The 16062-nt window shown below is 68.6% G+C and carries 15 protein-coding genes; 9 read left to right on the top strand and 6 right to left on the bottom strand.

Features of this window, described 5'->3' with window-relative positions; genetic code table 11:
* The first annotated feature begins 22 nt into the window (after positions 1-22).
* Positions 23-238: a hypothetical protein gene (locus AC0VY3_RS12635; protein WP_103507607.1), complete on the top strand. Its 216-nt coding sequence runs from the start codon at positions 23-25 to the stop codon at positions 236-238.
* Here the strand turns inward: AC0VY3_RS12635 and AC0VY3_RS12630 are convergent.
* From AC0VY3_RS12630 to AC0VY3_RS12615, 4 genes are all read right to left on the bottom strand, one after another.
* Positions 223-864, bottom strand: coding sequence for an SDR family oxidoreductase (locus tag AC0VY3_RS12630; RefSeq protein WP_258047050.1), 642 nt, complete (start codon positions 862-864; stop codon positions 223-225). The two genes, AC0VY3_RS12635 and AC0VY3_RS12630, sit on opposite strands and share 16 nt — an antisense overlap.
* A 376-nt stretch (positions 865-1240) precedes the next feature.
* A complete protein-coding gene (locus AC0VY3_RS12625; RefSeq protein ID WP_181010733.1) occupies positions 1241-1384 on the bottom strand; it encodes a hypothetical protein in 144 nt (47 codons plus the stop codon).
* Between the two features lie 353 nt (positions 1385-1737).
* Positions 1738-2505 (bottom strand): ABC transporter permease subunit, encoded by a 768-nt coding sequence (locus AC0VY3_RS12620; RefSeq protein ID WP_475549620.1) that lies wholly within the window; start codon positions 2503-2505, stop codon positions 1738-1740.
* 80 nt (positions 2506-2585) lie between these two features.
* Complete coding sequence (locus AC0VY3_RS12615) at positions 2586-3521, bottom strand: ABC transporter ATP-binding protein (protein ID WP_475549619.1); 936 nt, start codon at positions 3519-3521, stop codon at positions 2586-2588.
* A 95-nt stretch (positions 3522-3616) separates the two neighbouring features.
* Here AC0VY3_RS12615 and AC0VY3_RS12610 point away from each other — a divergent pair, with 95 nt between their 5' ends.
* From AC0VY3_RS12610 to AC0VY3_RS12575, 8 genes are all read left to right on the top strand, one after another.
* The gene (locus AC0VY3_RS12610; protein ID WP_103507605.1) at positions 3617-4096 is read left to right on the top strand and encodes a GbsR/MarR family transcriptional regulator; all 480 of its coding nucleotides are present in this window, start codon (positions 3617-3619) and stop codon (positions 4094-4096) included.
* Positions 4097-5721: 1625 nt separating this feature from the next.
* Entirely contained in the window at positions 5722-5859 is a 138-nt protein-coding gene (locus tag AC0VY3_RS12605) for a hypothetical protein (RefSeq protein ID WP_242737359.1), read from the top strand.
* A complete protein-coding gene (kdpF, locus tag AC0VY3_RS12600) occupies positions 5856-5945 on the top strand; it encodes a K(+)-transporting ATPase subunit F (protein ID WP_018845955.1) in 90 nt (29 codons plus the stop codon). The genes AC0VY3_RS12605 and kdpF overlap by 4 nt, the downstream gene beginning before the upstream one ends.
* An 8-nt stretch (positions 5946-5953) precedes the next feature.
* Entirely contained in the window at positions 5954-7618 is a 1665-nt protein-coding gene (kdpA, locus tag AC0VY3_RS12595) for a potassium-transporting ATPase subunit KdpA (RefSeq protein ID WP_475549618.1), read from the top strand.
* Positions 7615-9753: a potassium-transporting ATPase subunit KdpB gene (kdpB, locus tag AC0VY3_RS12590; protein ID WP_475549617.1), complete on the top strand. Its 2139-nt coding sequence runs from the start codon at positions 7615-7617 to the stop codon at positions 9751-9753. The genes kdpA and kdpB overlap by 4 nt, the downstream gene beginning before the upstream one ends.
* Positions 9754-9759: 6 nt before the next feature.
* Positions 9760-10395: a potassium-transporting ATPase subunit KdpC gene (gene kdpC, locus AC0VY3_RS12585; RefSeq protein ID WP_242737353.1), complete on the top strand. Its 636-nt coding sequence runs from the start codon at positions 9760-9762 to the stop codon at positions 10393-10395.
* A 117-nt stretch (positions 10396-10512) separates the two neighbouring features.
* Complete coding sequence (locus AC0VY3_RS12580) at positions 10513-11217, top strand: response regulator (protein WP_475549616.1); 705 nt, start codon at positions 10513-10515, stop codon at positions 11215-11217.
* 80 nt (positions 11218-11297) lie between these two features.
* Positions 11298-13844 carry an ATP-binding protein gene (locus tag AC0VY3_RS12575; protein ID WP_475549615.1) on the top strand — a complete coding sequence of 849 codons (2547 nt, stop codon included), beginning with the start codon at positions 11298-11300 and terminating at the stop codon, positions 13842-13844.
* A 34-nt stretch (positions 13845-13878) separates the two neighbouring features.
* Here AC0VY3_RS12575 and AC0VY3_RS12570 read toward each other — a convergent pair whose 3' ends face one another.
* Both AC0VY3_RS12570 and AC0VY3_RS12565 read right to left on the bottom strand, forming a co-directional pair.
* Positions 13879-14598: a potassium channel family protein gene (locus tag AC0VY3_RS12570; RefSeq protein ID WP_475549614.1), complete on the bottom strand. Its 720-nt coding sequence runs from the start codon at positions 14596-14598 to the stop codon at positions 13879-13881.
* A complete protein-coding gene (locus tag AC0VY3_RS12565; RefSeq protein WP_475549613.1) occupies positions 14591-15508 on the bottom strand; it encodes a potassium transporter TrkG in 918 nt (305 codons plus the stop codon). The genes AC0VY3_RS12570 and AC0VY3_RS12565 overlap by 8 nt, the downstream gene beginning before the upstream one ends.
* Between the last annotated feature and the right edge of the window lie 554 nt (positions 15509-16062).

Genomic DNA, 16062 nt, shown 5'->3' with positions numbered 1-16062 from the left:
GTGAGCCGCAGGCGGTGAGCGCGTGAACCTCCAGCCCCTGCTCGACGCGCTCGGCGTCCAGGAGGAAGCCACCCGGGCCATGGCCGACGACCTCCGCGCCCAGATCGGTGAACTGCAGGCCCGGCTGCGGGAGGCCGAGACCCACCTGGAGCACCACTCGATCACCCGGAAGACCGTCACCGACCTCGCCGGTCGCGCGGCCCGAGCGAGATGGACACTGGGCTACTGGGCGATGTAGCCGCCGTCGACCGGGAGAGCGACGCCGGTGACGTAGCTGGCGCCGTCGTTGCACAGCCACAGGACGGCCTGGGCGATCTCTTCGGCGGTGCCGAGCCGGTCGATGGCTTGGCCTTGGCCTCCTTCGGCCTGGTCGCGGTCGAGTTCTCCGCCCTCGACCATGGCGTCGACCATCGGGGTGCTGATCGTGCCGGGACACACCGCGTTGATCCTCACCCCGCTCGAGCCGTATTCGGTCGTAGCCGTGGCGGTGGCGGTGGCTGCCGGTTCGGCGGCGGTGTCGGTGGTGTGGTGGGCGACGATCCGGGACGGGCCAGTGGTGCCGCGCAGCGCGAGAGCGATCAGGGGCAGCAGGGTGAGCGCGGCGAAGACCGCGCCGACCAGGGCCGGACCGGTCAGGCCTAGCGAGGAGCCCAGGGCCCGCCCGGCGACGAGGGAACCGGCGGCGATGCCGGTGTGGTGGCCGGAGGTGGTCAGCGCCGAGGTGAGGGTGGGGGCGTCGCCGCCGAAGCGGACGGCGAGGGAGTGACGACCGGGTTGACGGTGAACCCGGCCAAGGCCATGCCGAACACCAGGATCACGGCGGCCACGGGGCTGTCGGAGGCGGGGATCAGGGCTGCCGGGCACAGCAGAACTAGAACAGACGCGGCCAGCACCCACAGGGGCAGCTCTCACGGCAGCAGCGAGATCACCGAGCTGCAGACGGCACTCAAGGTGATTGTCCCGTGCTCATGACCGGGGCGTGGGTTGGGTCGACCTGGCCGCTCTGGAGGCAGGCCACTGAACCTGAGCGACCGTTCGGCATCCCTGAGTGCCAGGCCACCGGGAATGATGGCGGTCATGATCCTTGGGGGGCGAAAGGAATACTGCAGGCGGAGCACCGTGGCAGAGGGATTCGGACTGGCCACGGTGCTGTATCCCACGGCCAGAGTGCTGCCCGCGACTCCGAGCAGCACACGGCGGACGTCTCCGATACCCAGGCTTTTGCTCTCCGCCTGTGCGTTCAGCTACATCCGAGCCGCAGCTTCCCGGAGACCAACAGGGCGAGCAATGAGGCCAGTGCCATGATGCCGAAGCCGCCGACCTGGATGAGGGCGAGGATGGCGCCTTCGCCGAAGCCGCTCCAGTACGCCCCGGTATCGACCACCGCGAGCCCCGTGACGCAGACCGCCGAGGTTGCAGTGGACAGGGAGGGGACGATGCCGGTCGCACCGCTCTCCTGGGATGAAGGCGCAGCGACAGGAGGACGGTCCCGGCCAGGATCACCGAGGCGAACGCTGTCACGACCGTACGGGCCGGGTGGACGGTTGCCAGCGACCGCCACAGCCGTGTCGTCCGTCCTGGCACCGCGGCAGCCCTTCCTCGGCTTCGCCTCACTGGCCGCACGACCAGGCACACTGTGTCGACGACACGCGCATGATCCGGCGGCCGTCACCCTATCTTTGTCGTGTTCCGCACGGCGCGTACCTCCGCATCGCGCCGATCACGTCACCCTGTTGGTCAGGTGAGGTCGCGGTGGTTGAAGCGCACGACGCCGATGGTGATCACCGCGGATGTCATGGCGGCGAGGACGGTGCCGTCAGCCCACTGGAAGCCGTGGTTCAGTGGTTCACCGCCGATGTAGTAGTGGAACGGGGAGAGGTAAGCGAGCCAGCCGGCTCCGACCTGCCCGGCGAACGAGTGCGCGGTGTAGGCGAGAACCCCGATGGCCGCGCTGGCGGCCAGGGCGACGGCCCTGCGGCCGACGGCCGCGCCGATCGCGAGGGCGATCGCTCCGAACGTGATGGCGAGCAGAGCGAGGTTCAGGCACTGGGCGAGGAATTCGGTTGGCGTGACACTGGTGAGTTCGGCGCTGTCCCGGATGGCGATCAGTGCAAGCCAGACGAGGAGGGAAATCGCTACCGCTCCGGCGACCAGCGATGCGAATCGCTGCAACGCGAGCCTGGTCCGGGTGACCGGATGGGCCAAAAGCAGGTCGAGCCGCCCGGATTCCTCCTCGCCTGCGAGAGCACGGGTGCCAACGGCGATTCCGTAGGTCACGGCCAGCAGCGGCAGGATCACCCCGAAGACACTGGCGTGCAGGTATCCAGCGGCTGTCGCGTCGATGTGCAGAGCCTCGCGCATCGCCTCAGGAAGGCTGGCGGTGTTGTCGCGCTGCGAAGGATAGGTGCTCGCATAGGCCATGGCGACGGCGGCCGTACCCAGCGCCCAGACGGCGAAGCTGCGGCGGTTGTCGGCGAGGGACTTGGTGAGGACTGCGGTATTCATCGTGTCGGCCTTCCGGGTGTCGAGGCTGCGGTGGTGAAGCGGTGCACGTGGTGCCGGTGGGTGCAGGGCGCCCCAACGGCTCAAGAGGCGCCGGCGGGAGCCGTGGCTGCACGGGGGGCGGCCTCCGCTCCCTCGTAGTAGGAGTGGAATAGCTCTTCGAGTGCGGGTTCACCGGCGCGCAGGCCAGTCACCGGATAGGCCGCGATGGCCTTGACGAGTGCGTCGGGGCTGCCGGTCACCTGCCCGCTCAGGGTCATGCCGTCGCAGTCGAGACGCAGCAGACCGCCGCCGGGCAGACCATCGAAAGCAGCCCGCGGAACAGGGGCCGCGAAGGTGACCTCGACATCCCGGACGGCTCCGGCGCGCAGGGCGGCGACGGTGTCGAGGGCGACCAGGCGTCCGTCGCGGATGATCCCGACCCGGCCTGCAACCGCTTCGACCTCGCTCATGATGTGGCTGGACATGAAGACCGTCCGGCCCTCTGCTGCCACCTCGGCGACCATGGCGAGGAAGGTCTGCTGGACCAGTGGATCCAGCCCGGAGGAGGGCTCGTCCAGCACCAGCAGCTCGGGACGGTGCATGAACGCCTGGACGAGACCGACCTTCTGACGGTTGCCCCGGGACAGCTTCTTGATCATTGCGCTCTGATCCAGGCCGAGCCGCTCGGCGAGGTCGTCGATGCGCTGTTGCGGCACGCCGCCGCGCAGCGCGGCGAGGAAACGCAGATAGCTGCGCACGTTCTGACGTCCGTCGCAGGCGAAGTCCCCGGCCAGGTAGCCGACCCGGCTCCGAAGCGCCAGACCGTCCGCCCGGGGCTCCAGGCCGAGGACGGTGGCCGAGCCGCTCGTGGGGCGGATCAGGTCGAGGAGCAGGCGGATGGTGGTCGATTTGCCCGCGCCGTTGGGCCCCAGGAATCCGAAGACCTCACCGGTGCGCACTTCCAGGTTCAGGCCCGTCAGGCCGCGGCGGGAACCGTATGTCTTGGTGAGCTCACGGAGCTCGATCGCGTTCTCCATACCTCCGAACATATCGAGTGTTCAGAGATCTGTAAATCTTTGGAGTGTTAAGAAATTTAGCTAAGCTGGTTGGCGGCATCGAACGAGGAGGATCCATGGACGAGACGGACGCGCGCCTGCGCGAGGCTGCCGAGAAGCTGGCGCTGACCCTTTCTCAGGGCGGTATGCAGAAGACCACGGCACGCGTGATGACCGCGCTGCTCTTCAGTCAGGAAGACACCATGACCGCCTCCGATCTCTGCGCGGCACTCCAGATCAGCTCCGGTGCAGTCTCCGGTGCGGTCAAGCAGCTCATCCCGACCGGCATGATCGAACGCGTCCCCGCCCCGGGCAGCCGGCGTGACCACTACCGCTTCCGCGAACATGCCTGGGCCACGCTGATGGGCAAGGAGAACGCGATGCTCGCCATCATGGGAGAAGCGGCGACCGAGGGCGTCGAGGCGGCAGGGCCGAACAGCACCGCCGGGCGCCGACTCGGCGAGATGCAGGACTTCTACGCCTTCATGCAGCGCGAGATGGCTACCCTGATCGACAAGTGGCGCGAGCAGTACGATGCCGGGCAGTCGTCCCGCTGAGAAGCGTTCCGGGAGGAAAGCCGAGCGGGCGGCGTACGTCAGACGCTGGTGCTTCGACCACCTCGATGCCTGGCCGATACCCCATGAGCGGTCAACGGTGGAAGCGAAGGGCGAGCAGCCCCATGCAGTCACGGCGGGTTCCGGCAGCGAAGTCGCCTTCATCCCGGGAACCAACTTCGATGCGGCCACGTCCATGCCGCTGGCGACCGCACCGGTGGCGGCCGGGCACAGAGTCACGCTGTGGACGTGCCGGACCAGCCGGTCTGAGTTCCGGCCGACGAGCCCGTTCCAGCAACCGGAGAGCCTGGCCGCTCTCGCCGCGCTCAACTCACTCGGCGCCCCACGCCAGGTGCTAGGTGTATTGATCACGAGCGTTGTCGACACTGGCAGGTCTTGATCATGGCGAAGACCTCCGGTGTGGTGGAGCTGTCTGGGAACGCACCACACGGCGGTCCCTCGGCACCCGGAACGTACGCCAACCCGGCACGAATTCCCCCTGCTCGATCCGCTTCAAACACGTCGATCCGACAGGGAAGACCGCGAGACCGACGAGACGGAGTGGGAGGCGGTCGAGGAGGCCGCGCGCTTCGTTACTCGCCCCGGGTGGTGGACCGACCAGCGCTCCTCCGGCCTCGGAGACCTCGCCGGGCTGCTCCGAGCCGCCACCGAGCCCGACCGGCCGACCGAGAACCCCCACTTCCGACCGCCCGGCGCCCCGCCTCGACACATGCCAGCGACAGCGAGCACACCCGAGCGGGTCGCCTCACATGGCCTCGATGCGTCGGGAGAGGCGGCGGCATCTACCAGCGAACTCCGGCCGGGCCACATCGCGGCTTCTACGGATCCTCTTCGCTTGACGGCCCGAACGCCCTGCTCCTGTCCCCACTCCTTCGGGGTCGACGCCGTGATCGCTCACCTGCAGCGCGCCCCCAGCAACACCGTGGGACTGCTCTCGTACCTGTACGGTCCCGGCGAACGTGGCGACCACGTCAGCCCTCGACCAATCGCGGGCGAAGGTCACGGAGCCCCGATCGAACTACTCGCCGAGCCCGACTCGCCGAGCGGCTTGGCGCACGCCCTCGGCGAATCCGCTCGGGCCCTACGTCGCCGGAGCGGAACTTCTCCGGCTCACCGAAAAGATCAGGTCTGCCGAGAACGGCGCCGATCTGAAGCAGGCTCTCGACCACCTCCTTGATCCCGAGCACGGCGCGCTCGAGCGGATCCGGGAGGCGCTGGAGGCGGGAAGCGAGCAGATCCCGATCTCGACGACTCTGCGCACATCGAGGAGAGTTCGCGCACGAGGCAGCGCAGCGGTAAGTGCCACAGCCGCAGCCACGAGGTTGTTGCTCGTTCTCCTGACGACGGCCTGGGCTGGACCATCGGCACGAACCGTCACCGGCGTCACCGAGACGGGCGTGCACCAGTACCCGTCGACCGCGCCGCTCCTCCCTGACGCACGAGCGAACCCATTCCTGACCTGCAAAACAAGCAATCACGTGTGGTCGAGATACGGCTTCCGACGTCCGTCATGGCCATGACCCAGATCACTGCGCCGTATGGATGCCGTCAGTAAGGCCGTCAGCGACGTATTGGGGTCGTCAACGAGGGGCGCTTTCGCGCCGAGGGTGCGCTTTTCTCGTGGTGTCCGTTCCTCTCCGAACCTCTTCAAGGAGCATGCGATGGCCGACGTGGCCTTCGTCGTCACCACGATCGCGGTGTTCGCGCTGGTGGTCCTCATCGCCAGGGGGGTGGCGAAGCTGTGACCGCCGAGAACATCGTCGGCCTCGTCGTGGCCGTCGCCCTGCTGGGCTATCTCGTCCTCGCCCTCGTCAAGCCGGAGAGGTTCTGAGTACGGATATGAGCCCCGTTCTTGCTGACGTGCTCCAGGTGTCCGCGCTGATCGTCGCGCTCGCCCTTGTGCACCGCCCCCTCGGCGACTACATGGCCGCCGTCTTCTCCTCTCGCAAGCACCTCCGGGTGGAGAAGTGGATCTACCGCGCCGTCGGAGCGAACCCCGACACCGAGATGCGCTGGCCCGCGTACCTGCGCGGCGTCCTGGCGTTCTCCGCGGTCAGCGTGCTGTTCCTCTACCTGATCCTGCGAATACAGGACGATCTGCCGGGCTCGCTGGGTTTCGCGGCGATCACGCCGGACCAGGCGTTCAACACGGCTGCCTCGTTCACCTCGAACACGAACTGGCAGTCGTACTCGGGTGAGGCGGACATGGGTCATGTCGCCCAGACCGCCGGCCTCGCCGTGCAGAACTTCGTCTCGGCCGCCGTCGGCATCGCGGTCGCCGTGGCGCTGGTCCGCGGTTTCGCCCGCTCCCGCACCGGTGAGCTGGGCAACTTCTGGACCGACCTGGTCCGTGGCGTCGTCCGTATCCTGATCCCGATCTCGGTGGTCGCGGCGATCGTGCTGGTCGCGACGGGCGCCGTGCAGAACTTCGCGGGTATTAACGAGATCACCACGGTCACCGGTCAGACGCAGTCGATCAGCCCCGGCGCGGTCGCCTCCCAGGAGGCCATCAAGGACCTGGGCACCAACGGCGGCGGTTACTTCAATGCCAACTCGGCCCACCCCTTCGAGAACCCCAACGGCTTCTCGAACCTCCTGACGATCTTCCTGCTGCTCGTCATCCCGTTCTCTCTGCCGCGCACCTTCGGCAAGATGGTCGGAAGCGTGAGGCAGGGCTACGCGATCGTCGCGGCCATGGCCACGATCTGGTTCGTCGGTGTGGTCCTGGTGACCTGGACCGAGTTCGCCCACCCCGGCACGGCCTCGCAGCTCGCGGGCGGCGCCATGGAGGGCAAGGAGCAGCGGTTCGGCGAGGGGGCCTCGTCCCTGTTCGCGGTCTCCACGACCATGACGTCGACCGGTTCGGTCAACTCGTTCCACGACTCGTACAGCGGTCTGTCCGGCGGTGTGCTGCTGCTCGGCATGATGCTGGGCGAGATCGCGCCCGGCGGCATCGGCTCCGGCCTCTACGGCATGCTGATCATGGCGATCATCGCGGTGTTCATCGCCGGTCTGATGGTCGGCCGTACCCCCGAGTACCTGGGCAAGAAGATCGGCACTCGCCAGATCAAGTACGCGGCCTGCTACATCCTGGTCACCCCTGCCCTCGTCCTGATCGGTACGGCGATCGCGATGGCCACCGGCAACGGTGAGTCGTCGATGACCAACGTCGGAGCGCACGGTTTCTCCGAGGTGCTGTACGCCTACACCTCCGCCTCGAACAACAACGGCTCGGCCTTCGCCGGCTTCGGCGCGAACACCGGGTTCCACAACACGGCACTGGGCCTGTGCATGCTGCTCGGCCGGTTCCTGCCGATGGTGTTCGTCCTCGCGCTCGCAGGCTCGCTGGCGGAGCAGAAGCCCGTCCCCGAGACCGCGGGCACTCTGCGGACCGAGAAGCCGCTGTTCACCGGCCTCCTGGTCGGCACCATCATGATCATCACTGGTCTGACCTTCTTCCCGGCCCTCGCGCTGGGCCCGCTCGCCGAAGGGCTTGCGGCATGACCACCGACGTAGAGAAGCACGAGGACGCCATGTCCACCACGACGACGAGCCCGGCGCCGCACTCGGACGTGCCCACCGGGCGCAAGCCCGAGGGCGGAAGGGTCGGCGGGGGTCTGTTCGACCCGAAGCAGCTCCTGAGGTCCTTCCCGGACGCCCTGCGCAAGCTCGACCCGCGCGTCATGGTCAAGTCACCGGTCATGTTCGTGGTGCTCGTCGGCTCGGTGGTCACCACCGTGCTGGCGGTCAAGGACCCGGACGACTGGTTCGGCTGGGCGATCACCGCCTGGCTCTGGCTCACCACGATCTTCGCCAATCTGGCGGAGGCCGTTGCAGAGGGCCGTGGCAAGGCCCAGGCCGACACCCTGCGCAAGGCCAAGACCGACACCGTCGCCCGCCGGATCATCGGCAAGAACGAGGAGCGAGTTCCGGGTACGGAGCTGAGGATCGGCGACCTCGTCGTCTGCGAGGCGGGCGACATCATCCCCGGCGACGGTGACGTCGTCGAGGGCGTCGCTTCCGTGGACGAGTCCGCCATCACCGGCGAATCGGCCCCGGTCATCCGGGAGTCCGGCGGCGACCGCTCGGCCGTCACCGGCGGTACGAAGGTCCTGTCCGACCGGATCGTCATCAAGATCACGACCAAGCCCGGTGAGACCTTCATCGACCGGATGATCAACCTCGTCGAGGGCGCCGCCCGGCAGAAGACCCCCAACGAGATCGCCCTCAATATCCTCCTGGCGTCCCTCACCATCGTCTTCCTGCTGGCCGTCGTCACCCTGAAGCCCTTCGCGATCTACGCGGGCGCCGACCAGCAGACGTCGATGATCGTTCTGGCCGCTCTGCTGGTCTGCCTGATCCCGACGACCATCGGCGCGCTGCTCTCCGCGATCGGCATCGCGGGCATGGACCGGCTCGTCCAGCGCAACGTCCTCGCGATGTCCGGGCGCGCGGTCGAGGCAGCCGGGGACGTGTCCACGCTGCTGCTCGACAAGACCGGCACCATCACCCTGGGCAATCGCCAGGCGGCCGAGTTCGTGCCCGTACGCGGGACGACCGGCGCCGAGGTCGCCGACGCCGCTCAGCTCTCCTCGCTGGCCGACGAGACCCCCGAGGGCCGCTCCATCGTGGTCCTCGCCAAGGAGAAGTACAGCCTGCGCGAGCGCCACCAGGGCGAACTCGCCCACGCCGAGTGGATCGCCTTCACGGCCCAGACCCGTATGTCGGGTGTGGACGTCGACGGCCGCCAGGTCCGCAAGGGAGCGACCGGCTCGGTCGTCGCCTGGGTCGAGGAGCAGGGCGGCACCGTCGCCTCCGATGCCCGTGAGCTGACCGACCGCATCTCCCAGGCCGGCGGCACCCCGCTGCTCGTCGCCGCCAAGGACGACAAGGGCGCCCGTGTCCTCGGCGTCATCCACCTCAAGGACGTCGTCAAGGACGGCATGCGCGAGCGGTTCGACGAGCTGCGCCGCATGGGCATCAAGACGATCATGATCACGGGCGACAACCCGCTGACGGCCAAGGCCATCGCCGAGGAGGCGGGCGTCGACGACTTCCTCGCCGAGGCCACCCCCGAGGACAAGATGGCCCTCATCAAGCGCGAGCAGGCCGGCGGCAAGCTGGTTGCGATGACCGGCGACGGTACGAACGACGCACCGGCGCTCGCGCAGGCGGATGTGGGCGTGGCCATGAACACCGGTACCTCGGCCGCGAAGGAGGCCGGGAACATGGTGGACCTGGACTCCAACCCGACCAAGCTCATCGAGATCGTCGAGATCGGCAAGCAACTCCTCATCACCCGAGGCGCGCTCACCACGTTCTCGATCGCCAACGACGTGGCCAAGTACTTCGCGATCATCCCCGCGATGTTCGCGGTGGCCTACCCGTCGCTCGACAAGCTGAACATCATGGGCCTGGCCTCGCCGGAGTCCGCGATCCTCTCCGCGGTCATCTTCAACGCGTTGATCATCATCGCGCTGGTCCCGCTCGCCCTCAAGGGCGTCCGCTACCGGCCGACGAGCGCGGACAGAATGCTCCGCCGCAACCTGGGCCTCTACGGCCTGGGCGGCCTGATCGCCCCGTTCGTCGGCATCAAGATCATCGACCTGCTCCTCTCCCTCATCCCCGGAATCGGCTGATCGGCTATGAACAACTCCGTAGCGAACACGGGGCGCCTGGCTTGGGCCGCCCTGCGCATGCTGCTCGTCCTCACGGTCGTCACCGGCATCCTCTACCCCCTCGCGGTCACAGGCGTCGCCCAGGGCCTCTTCCACGACAAGGCCAACGGTTCGATCGTGAAGGTCGAAGGCGAGGAGGTCGGCTCCGAGCTCATCGGCCAGACCTGGGACCTGCCGAAGAAGAACCCGGACGACGAGAGCGAGGTCGCCCGGCCGGACCCGAAGTGGTTCCAGCCACGCCCGTCCAACAGCGGCTACGACCCGCTGTCCACCGGCTCCAGCCAGCTAGGTGCGTCCGACCCGACGCTGACCAAGCTGGTCGGCGACACCAAGAAGGCCGTGGCCGCCTTCAACGGGGTACCGGAGTCCGAGGTCCCCAAGGACGCGGTCACCGGCTCGGCCTCCGCGATCGACCCGCACATCTCCCCGGAGTACGCCGAGATCCAGACCAATCGGGTCGCCCAGGCCAACGGTCTGACCGGGCAGCAGGTCGCGAAGCTGGTCGAGGAGCACACCGAGGGCCGCACCGCCGGGTTCCTCGGCGAACCGCACGTCAACGTCCTCACGCTCAACCTCGCACTGAAGGACCTGGCCGCACGCTGACGATCCCGTCGGCAGACCGCTGGGAGCCGCCGGGCCGGGACTCTCCCGTACCGGCGGTTCCCGTACCCGCCGACGGATTCCGTGAACGACGAGACGACGAGAAAGGTGGCACCCCCGATGACCCGGGTGCTGGTGGTCGAGGACGAACCGCCGATCGTCAGGGCCCTGACGATCAACCTACAAGCACGCGCATTCGAGGTGGACGCGGCCGCCGACGGGACCACCGCTCTACGGCTGGCCGCCGAGCGCAGACCGGACGCCGTCGTCCTCGACCTCGGCCTTCCCGACATGGACGGCATCGACGTGATCAGGGCCCTGCGCGGATGGACCCGCGTGCCGCTCGTCGTCCTGTCGGCCCGGTGCACCGTCCACGAGAAAGTCGAGGCGTTCGAGGCGGGCGCCGACGACTACATGACCAAGCCGTTTGACATGGTCGAGCTGCTGGCCCGGCTCCGGGCCGCGGTACGACGCAGCACCGGGGCCGGTGCGGGCGGTGTGTTACCGGGCGACGAAATGTCGTCACTCACGGTAACTACACCGGACTTCACCGTCGACTTCGCCGCCAAGAAGGTCCGACGTGCCGATGGGCTTGTCCATCTGACCCCTACCGAATGGCACTTACTGGAGCTCCTGGTCGGCACCCCGGGCCGGCTGATCAGCCAGCGCCAGCTCCTCGAAGAGATCTGGGGGCCCACCTTCGGCACCAGGACGAACTACCTCCGCGTCTACATGGCGCAGCTCAGGCGCAAACTGGAGAAGGACCCCTCCCACCCGCGCTACCTGATCACGGAACCGGGGATGGGCTACCGCTTCGAAGTCTGAGTGGCGCTCGCCCCGGGCAGATCGTGGCATCGTCCGCGACGCTCACGGAAACCTTCTGCTTCGACACGAAAGATCTCATCATGAGACGCGGAAAGCTCAGGATCTACCTCGGCTCGGCGCCAGGCGTCGGCAAGACGTACGCGATGCTTTCCGAGGCCCACCGCCGTGTCGAGCGGGGCACAGACTGTGTGGTCGCCTTCGTCGAGCATCACAACAGGCCGCGCACGGAGGTCATGCTGCACGGCCTGGAGCAGATCGCGCGCTGTGAGATCGAGTACCGGGGCAGCACCTTCACGGAGATGGACGTCGATGCGGTCCTGGCCCGTCGTCCGGCGGTCGCCCTGGTGGACGAGCTCCCGCACACCAACATCCCCGGCTCGCGCAACAGCAAGCGCTGGCAGGACATCGAGGAGCTCCTCGCGGCCGGGATCGACGTCATATCGACAGCGAACATCCAGCATCTGGAGTCGCTGGGAGATGTCGTGGAGTCCATAACCGGTGTGCGGCAGAAGGAGACCGTCCCCGACGAGGTCGTCCGCCATGCCGACCAGATAGAGCTGGTCGACATGTCGCCTGAGGCTCTGCGGCGGCGGATGGCCCATGGGAACATCTACAAGCCGGACAAGATCGATGCAGCTCTGTCCAACTACTTCCGGCCCGGCAACCTCACCGCCCTACGCGAGCTGGCCCTGTTGTGGGTGGCCGACCGCGTCGACGAGTACCTGAACCAGTATCGCTCGGACCACGAGGTCTCGGCGATCTGGGGGTCGAGGGAGCGGATCGTCGTCGGCCTGACCGGTGGTCCCGAGGGCCAAACCCTCATCCGGCGGGCCGCCCGGCTTGCCGAGAAGGGCGCGGGCGGCGAGGTGCTGGCCGTCTACATCGCCCGGAGCGACGGGCTCACCTCGGCCTCGCCGAAGGAGCTGGCGGTCCAGCGGACCCTCGTCGAGGACCTCGGCGGAACGTTCCACCACGTCATCGGTGAGGACATCCCCTCCGCGCTGCTGGAGTTCGCCCGTGGGGTGAACGCCACCCAGATCGTCCTGGGCGCGAGCCGGCGCCGTTCCTGGCAGTACGTCTTCGGGCCCGGGGTGAGCGCCACCGTGGCCCGCGAGTCGGGTCCTGATCTGGACGTCCACATCGTCACGCACGGCGCGGTCGGGCGGGGCCGGGGGCTGCCCAAACGGCAGCGCAGCCGCATCGGGGGTCCGCGTCTCGTGGCGGGCTGGCTGGTCAGTGTGGCCGGGCCGCTTCTGCTCACCCTGGTGCTGACGTCGGTGGGCGGCGGGACCGGGCTGGCCAACGAGATGCAGCTCTTCATGGCCGTGACCGTGGGGGCGGCGCTGCTGGGCGGGATGTGGCCGGCGCTCGCCTCGGCCACCGTCGGCTCAGCGCTCCTGAACTGGTATTTCACGCCCCCCGTCCACACGTGGACCATCGCCGACCCCGAGAACGTCTTCGCCTTCTTCGTCTTTCTCGCCGTCGCGACTTCCGTGGCGTCGGTCGTCGGCCTCGCGGCGCGCCGCACCCAGCAGGCCGCCCGGCTGCGGGCGGAGTCCGAGACCCTGTCGCTGCTCGCGGGCAGTGTGCTGCGCGGCGACACCAGCCTGGAGGCGCTGCTCGACCGGGTGCGGGAGACCTTCGCCATGGAGTCCGTCGCCCTGCTGGAGCGGACCAGCGACGTCGGCCCGTGGATCTGCGTTGGCAGTGTCGGCCAAGCCCAGCCGGTCGTTCGCCCCGAGGACGCGGACGTCGACATGCCCGTCGGCGACCACCTGGCCCTGGCCCTGACCGGCCGGGTGCTGCCCGCGGAGGACCGGCGTGTTCTGGGTGCCTTCGCCTCCCAGGCCGCCGTCGTCCTGGACCGTCAACGTCTGGTCGGCGAGGCGGCCGGGGCCCGCAAGCTCGCCGAGGGCAACAAGATCCGTACGGCCCTGCTCGCCGCTGTCAGCCACGACCTGCGCACCCCGCTGGCAGCCATCAAGGCCGCTGTCACCTCCCTGCGCGCCGACGACGTCGAGTGGTCGGAGGACGACCACGCCGAACTGCTCGCCGGCATCGAGGAGGGCACCGACCGCCTCGATCACCTGGTCGGGAACCTGCTCGACATGTCCCGGCTGCAGACCGGGACCGTCACGCCGGTCTTCCGCGAGACCGACGTCGACGAGGTCGTGCCGATGGCGCTGGGCGGCGTACCCGAGGACAGCGTCGTCCTGGACATCCCGGAGACCCTGCCCATGGTCACGGTGGACCGGGGTCTGCTGGAGCGGGCCGTGGCCAACATCGTCGAGAACGCCGTCAAGTACACCCCCGCCGGCACACCGGTCCTGGTGGGCGCCAGCGCGATCGGCGACCGTGTGGAGTTGCGCGTCGTCGACCGCGGGCCCGGTATCCCCGACGAGGCCAAGGACGCCGTCTTCGAGCCCTTCCAGAGGCACGGCGACGCTCCGCGCGGCGACGGTGTCGGGCTCGGACTCGCGGTCGCCCGCGGGTTCGTCGAGGCCATGGGCGGCAGCGTCACCGCCGAGGACACCCCGGGCGGCGGGCTGACCATGGTGATCGCACTGCCTACGACACCGTCCCACCAGCCGGTCCGGCCCGAGCTACCGGCCGCGGCGACCACCTGAGCCGTGGCCGCAGGCCGGTCCTGCCGGCCCGGCGTCAGCTTATTTCGGCGAACGCCTCCACCGCCTGGATCTTGCCGGTGACGATGATGATGTCTCCCTTCGCGATCACGGTCACGGCGGTCGCGTGGGTGAAGCCCTCGCCGGGGCGCTTGATGCCGACGACCGTGACCCCGTGCCTGGATCGCACTCCGCTCTCGCCCAGCGGGACGCCCGTGATGCTGTCGGGCGCGACGGTCTTCACCAGGGCGTAGTCGTCGTCGAACTCGATGAAGTCGAGCATCCGCCCCGTCACGAGGTGGGCCACCCGCTCGCCCATCTCGTGCTCCGGCAGCACGACGTGGTGGACCCCGAGCCGCTCCAGGATCTGACCGTGCTGGCGGCTGATCGCCTTCGCCCAGATGTTGGGGACGTTCTCCTCCAGAAGGTTGGAGGCGATCAGGATGCTGGCCTCCATGTCGGTGCCGATGCCGACGACCGCGCTGGTGAACTCATGGACGCCGAGCTGGCGCAGGACCTCGGGGTCCGTGCAGTCGGCGACCGCGGAGTGCGTGAGGACGTCGCTGTGGCGCTGGACGAGCTGCGGGTCGGTGTCGATCCCGAGCACGTCCCAGCCACGCCGGGTCAGCTCCAGGGCCAGCGAACTGCCGAACCGGCCAAGGCCGATGACGGCGACCCGCTGGTCGCTCATCTCGGGGTGCTGCTGGGCGAGCCGCTTGCGGCGGCGTCGACGCAGGTTGTGCAGGTAGTTACCCAATGACGGGTCGCTCCTCGGGTAGCTGGTAGCGGCGGGTCCGCTCGCGCAGGGCGAGCGCGGAGACCAGGGTGACCGGGCCGAGTCGCCCGACGAACATGAGCAGGATGAGCACGAGCTGTCCGCTGTCCGGGAAGTCGGCCGTGATGCCGGTGGACAGTCCGACGGTGCCGAACGCTGACACCGCCTCGAACAGGACGGCTTCCATCGGGGCCGAGGACACGTTCAGCAGGGCGAGCGTGGCCGTGATCACCAGCCCGACGGCCAGCAGAGCGACGGTCAGGGCCTGACGCAGCACGTGGGGGGCCAGACGCCGGCCCATGACGGTGGAGTTCGGCTCGCCCCGCACCTCCGCCCAGATGGCGGCGGCCAGGACCGCGAACGTGGTGACCTTGATGCCGCCCGCCGTGCCCGCGCTGCCGCCGCCGATGAACATCAGCGTGCAGGTCATCAGCAGGGTGGAGGCATGCATGGCACCGATGTCGACGGCATTGAACCCGGCGGTGCGGCTCATCGCGGAGTGGAAGAAGCCGTTGAGGACCTTCTCGTCCCAGTCGAAGCGCCCCAAGGTACCGGGGTTGGTCCATTCCAGGAGGCAGGTGAGCATCGTGCCGACCAGCAGCAGGACGAGGGTGGTCAGCAGGGTCATGCGGGTGTGCAGCGTCCATGTGCGGCGCCCGGTGAGCCTCCTGCGCGTCCGGTGCCGCAGCAGCTCAAGGAGGACCGGGAAGCCGAGCCCGCCCAGAATGACCGCCAGGGCGATGGGCAGCGTCACCCAGAGGTCCTGCGCGTACGGGGTGATGCTGTCGACGTTGAGCCCGAAGCCCGCATTGTTGAACGCCGAGACCGCGTGGAAAAGCCCGGAGTAGGCCGACTCGGCAATGGGCCGGTCGTAACCGAACCGGAAGCGCAACGCGAGCCAGCCCCCCCACCGCGAGCTCCACCGCCAGAGTGGTCCCGGCGACGCCGATCAGGACACGGCGCACGTCGCCGATACCGAAACTCTTCGTCTCCGCCGCTGCGGTCAGCTGCATGCGCAGCCGCAGCTTGCCCGAGACGAGCAGCGCGAGGAGGGAGGCCATCGTCATGATGCCGAAGCCGCCGACCTGGATCAGCGCAAGGATCACGCCCTCGCCGAACCCGCTCCAGTACGTCCCGGTGTCGACCACGACCAGGCCGGTCACGCATACCGCGGAAGTGGAGGTGAACAGGGCGGTCACGAACCCCGTCGCCCCGCCCTCCTCGGAGGACACCGGCAGCATGAGCAGGAACGCGCCCAGCAGGATCACCGCGCCGAAGGCCATGGCCAGAGTCCGGGCCGGGTGCACGGCGAACAGCGACCGCCGCGCCCTCGTCAGCTGCCCAGCCACCAGTCGGTCCCCCTCGCCTCACCGCTTCACAGCCGGGGGGGGCGTATCGAACCCGTCAACGAACCGGCGGCGATCACCCTACCCGGACACTCCTGAC

The organism is Streptomyces sp. iso_384 (assembly GCF_056172905.1).
The sequence above is the reverse complement of the archived record's forward strand: the minus strand, read 5'-3'. Positions and strand labels throughout refer to the sequence as shown.

Coding starts and splice junctions, on each gene's coding strand:
- AC0VY3_RS12620 (WP_475549620.1), bottom strand. CDS start 2,505: ATGAATACCGCAGTCCTCACCAAGTCCCTCGCCGACAACCGCCGCAGC.
- AC0VY3_RS12615 (WP_475549619.1), bottom strand. CDS start 3,521: ATGGAGAACGCGATCGAGCTCCGTGAGCTCACCAAGACATACGGTTCC.
- AC0VY3_RS12610 (WP_103507605.1), top strand. CDS start 3,617: ATGGACGAGACGGACGCGCGCCTGCGCGAGGCTGCCGAGAAGCTGGCG.
- kdpA (WP_475549618.1), top strand. CDS start 5,954: ATGAGCCCCGTTCTTGCTGACGTGCTCCAGGTGTCCGCGCTGATCGTC.
- kdpB (WP_475549617.1), top strand. CDS start 7,615: ATGACCACCGACGTAGAGAAGCACGAGGACGCCATGTCCACCACGACG.
- kdpC (WP_242737353.1), top strand. CDS start 9,760: ATGAACAACTCCGTAGCGAACACGGGGCGCCTGGCTTGGGCCGCCCTG.
- AC0VY3_RS12580 (WP_475549616.1), top strand. CDS start 10,513: ATGACCCGGGTGCTGGTGGTCGAGGACGAACCGCCGATCGTCAGGGCC.
- AC0VY3_RS12575 (WP_475549615.1), top strand. CDS start 11,298: ATGAGACGCGGAAAGCTCAGGATCTACCTCGGCTCGGCGCCAGGCGTC.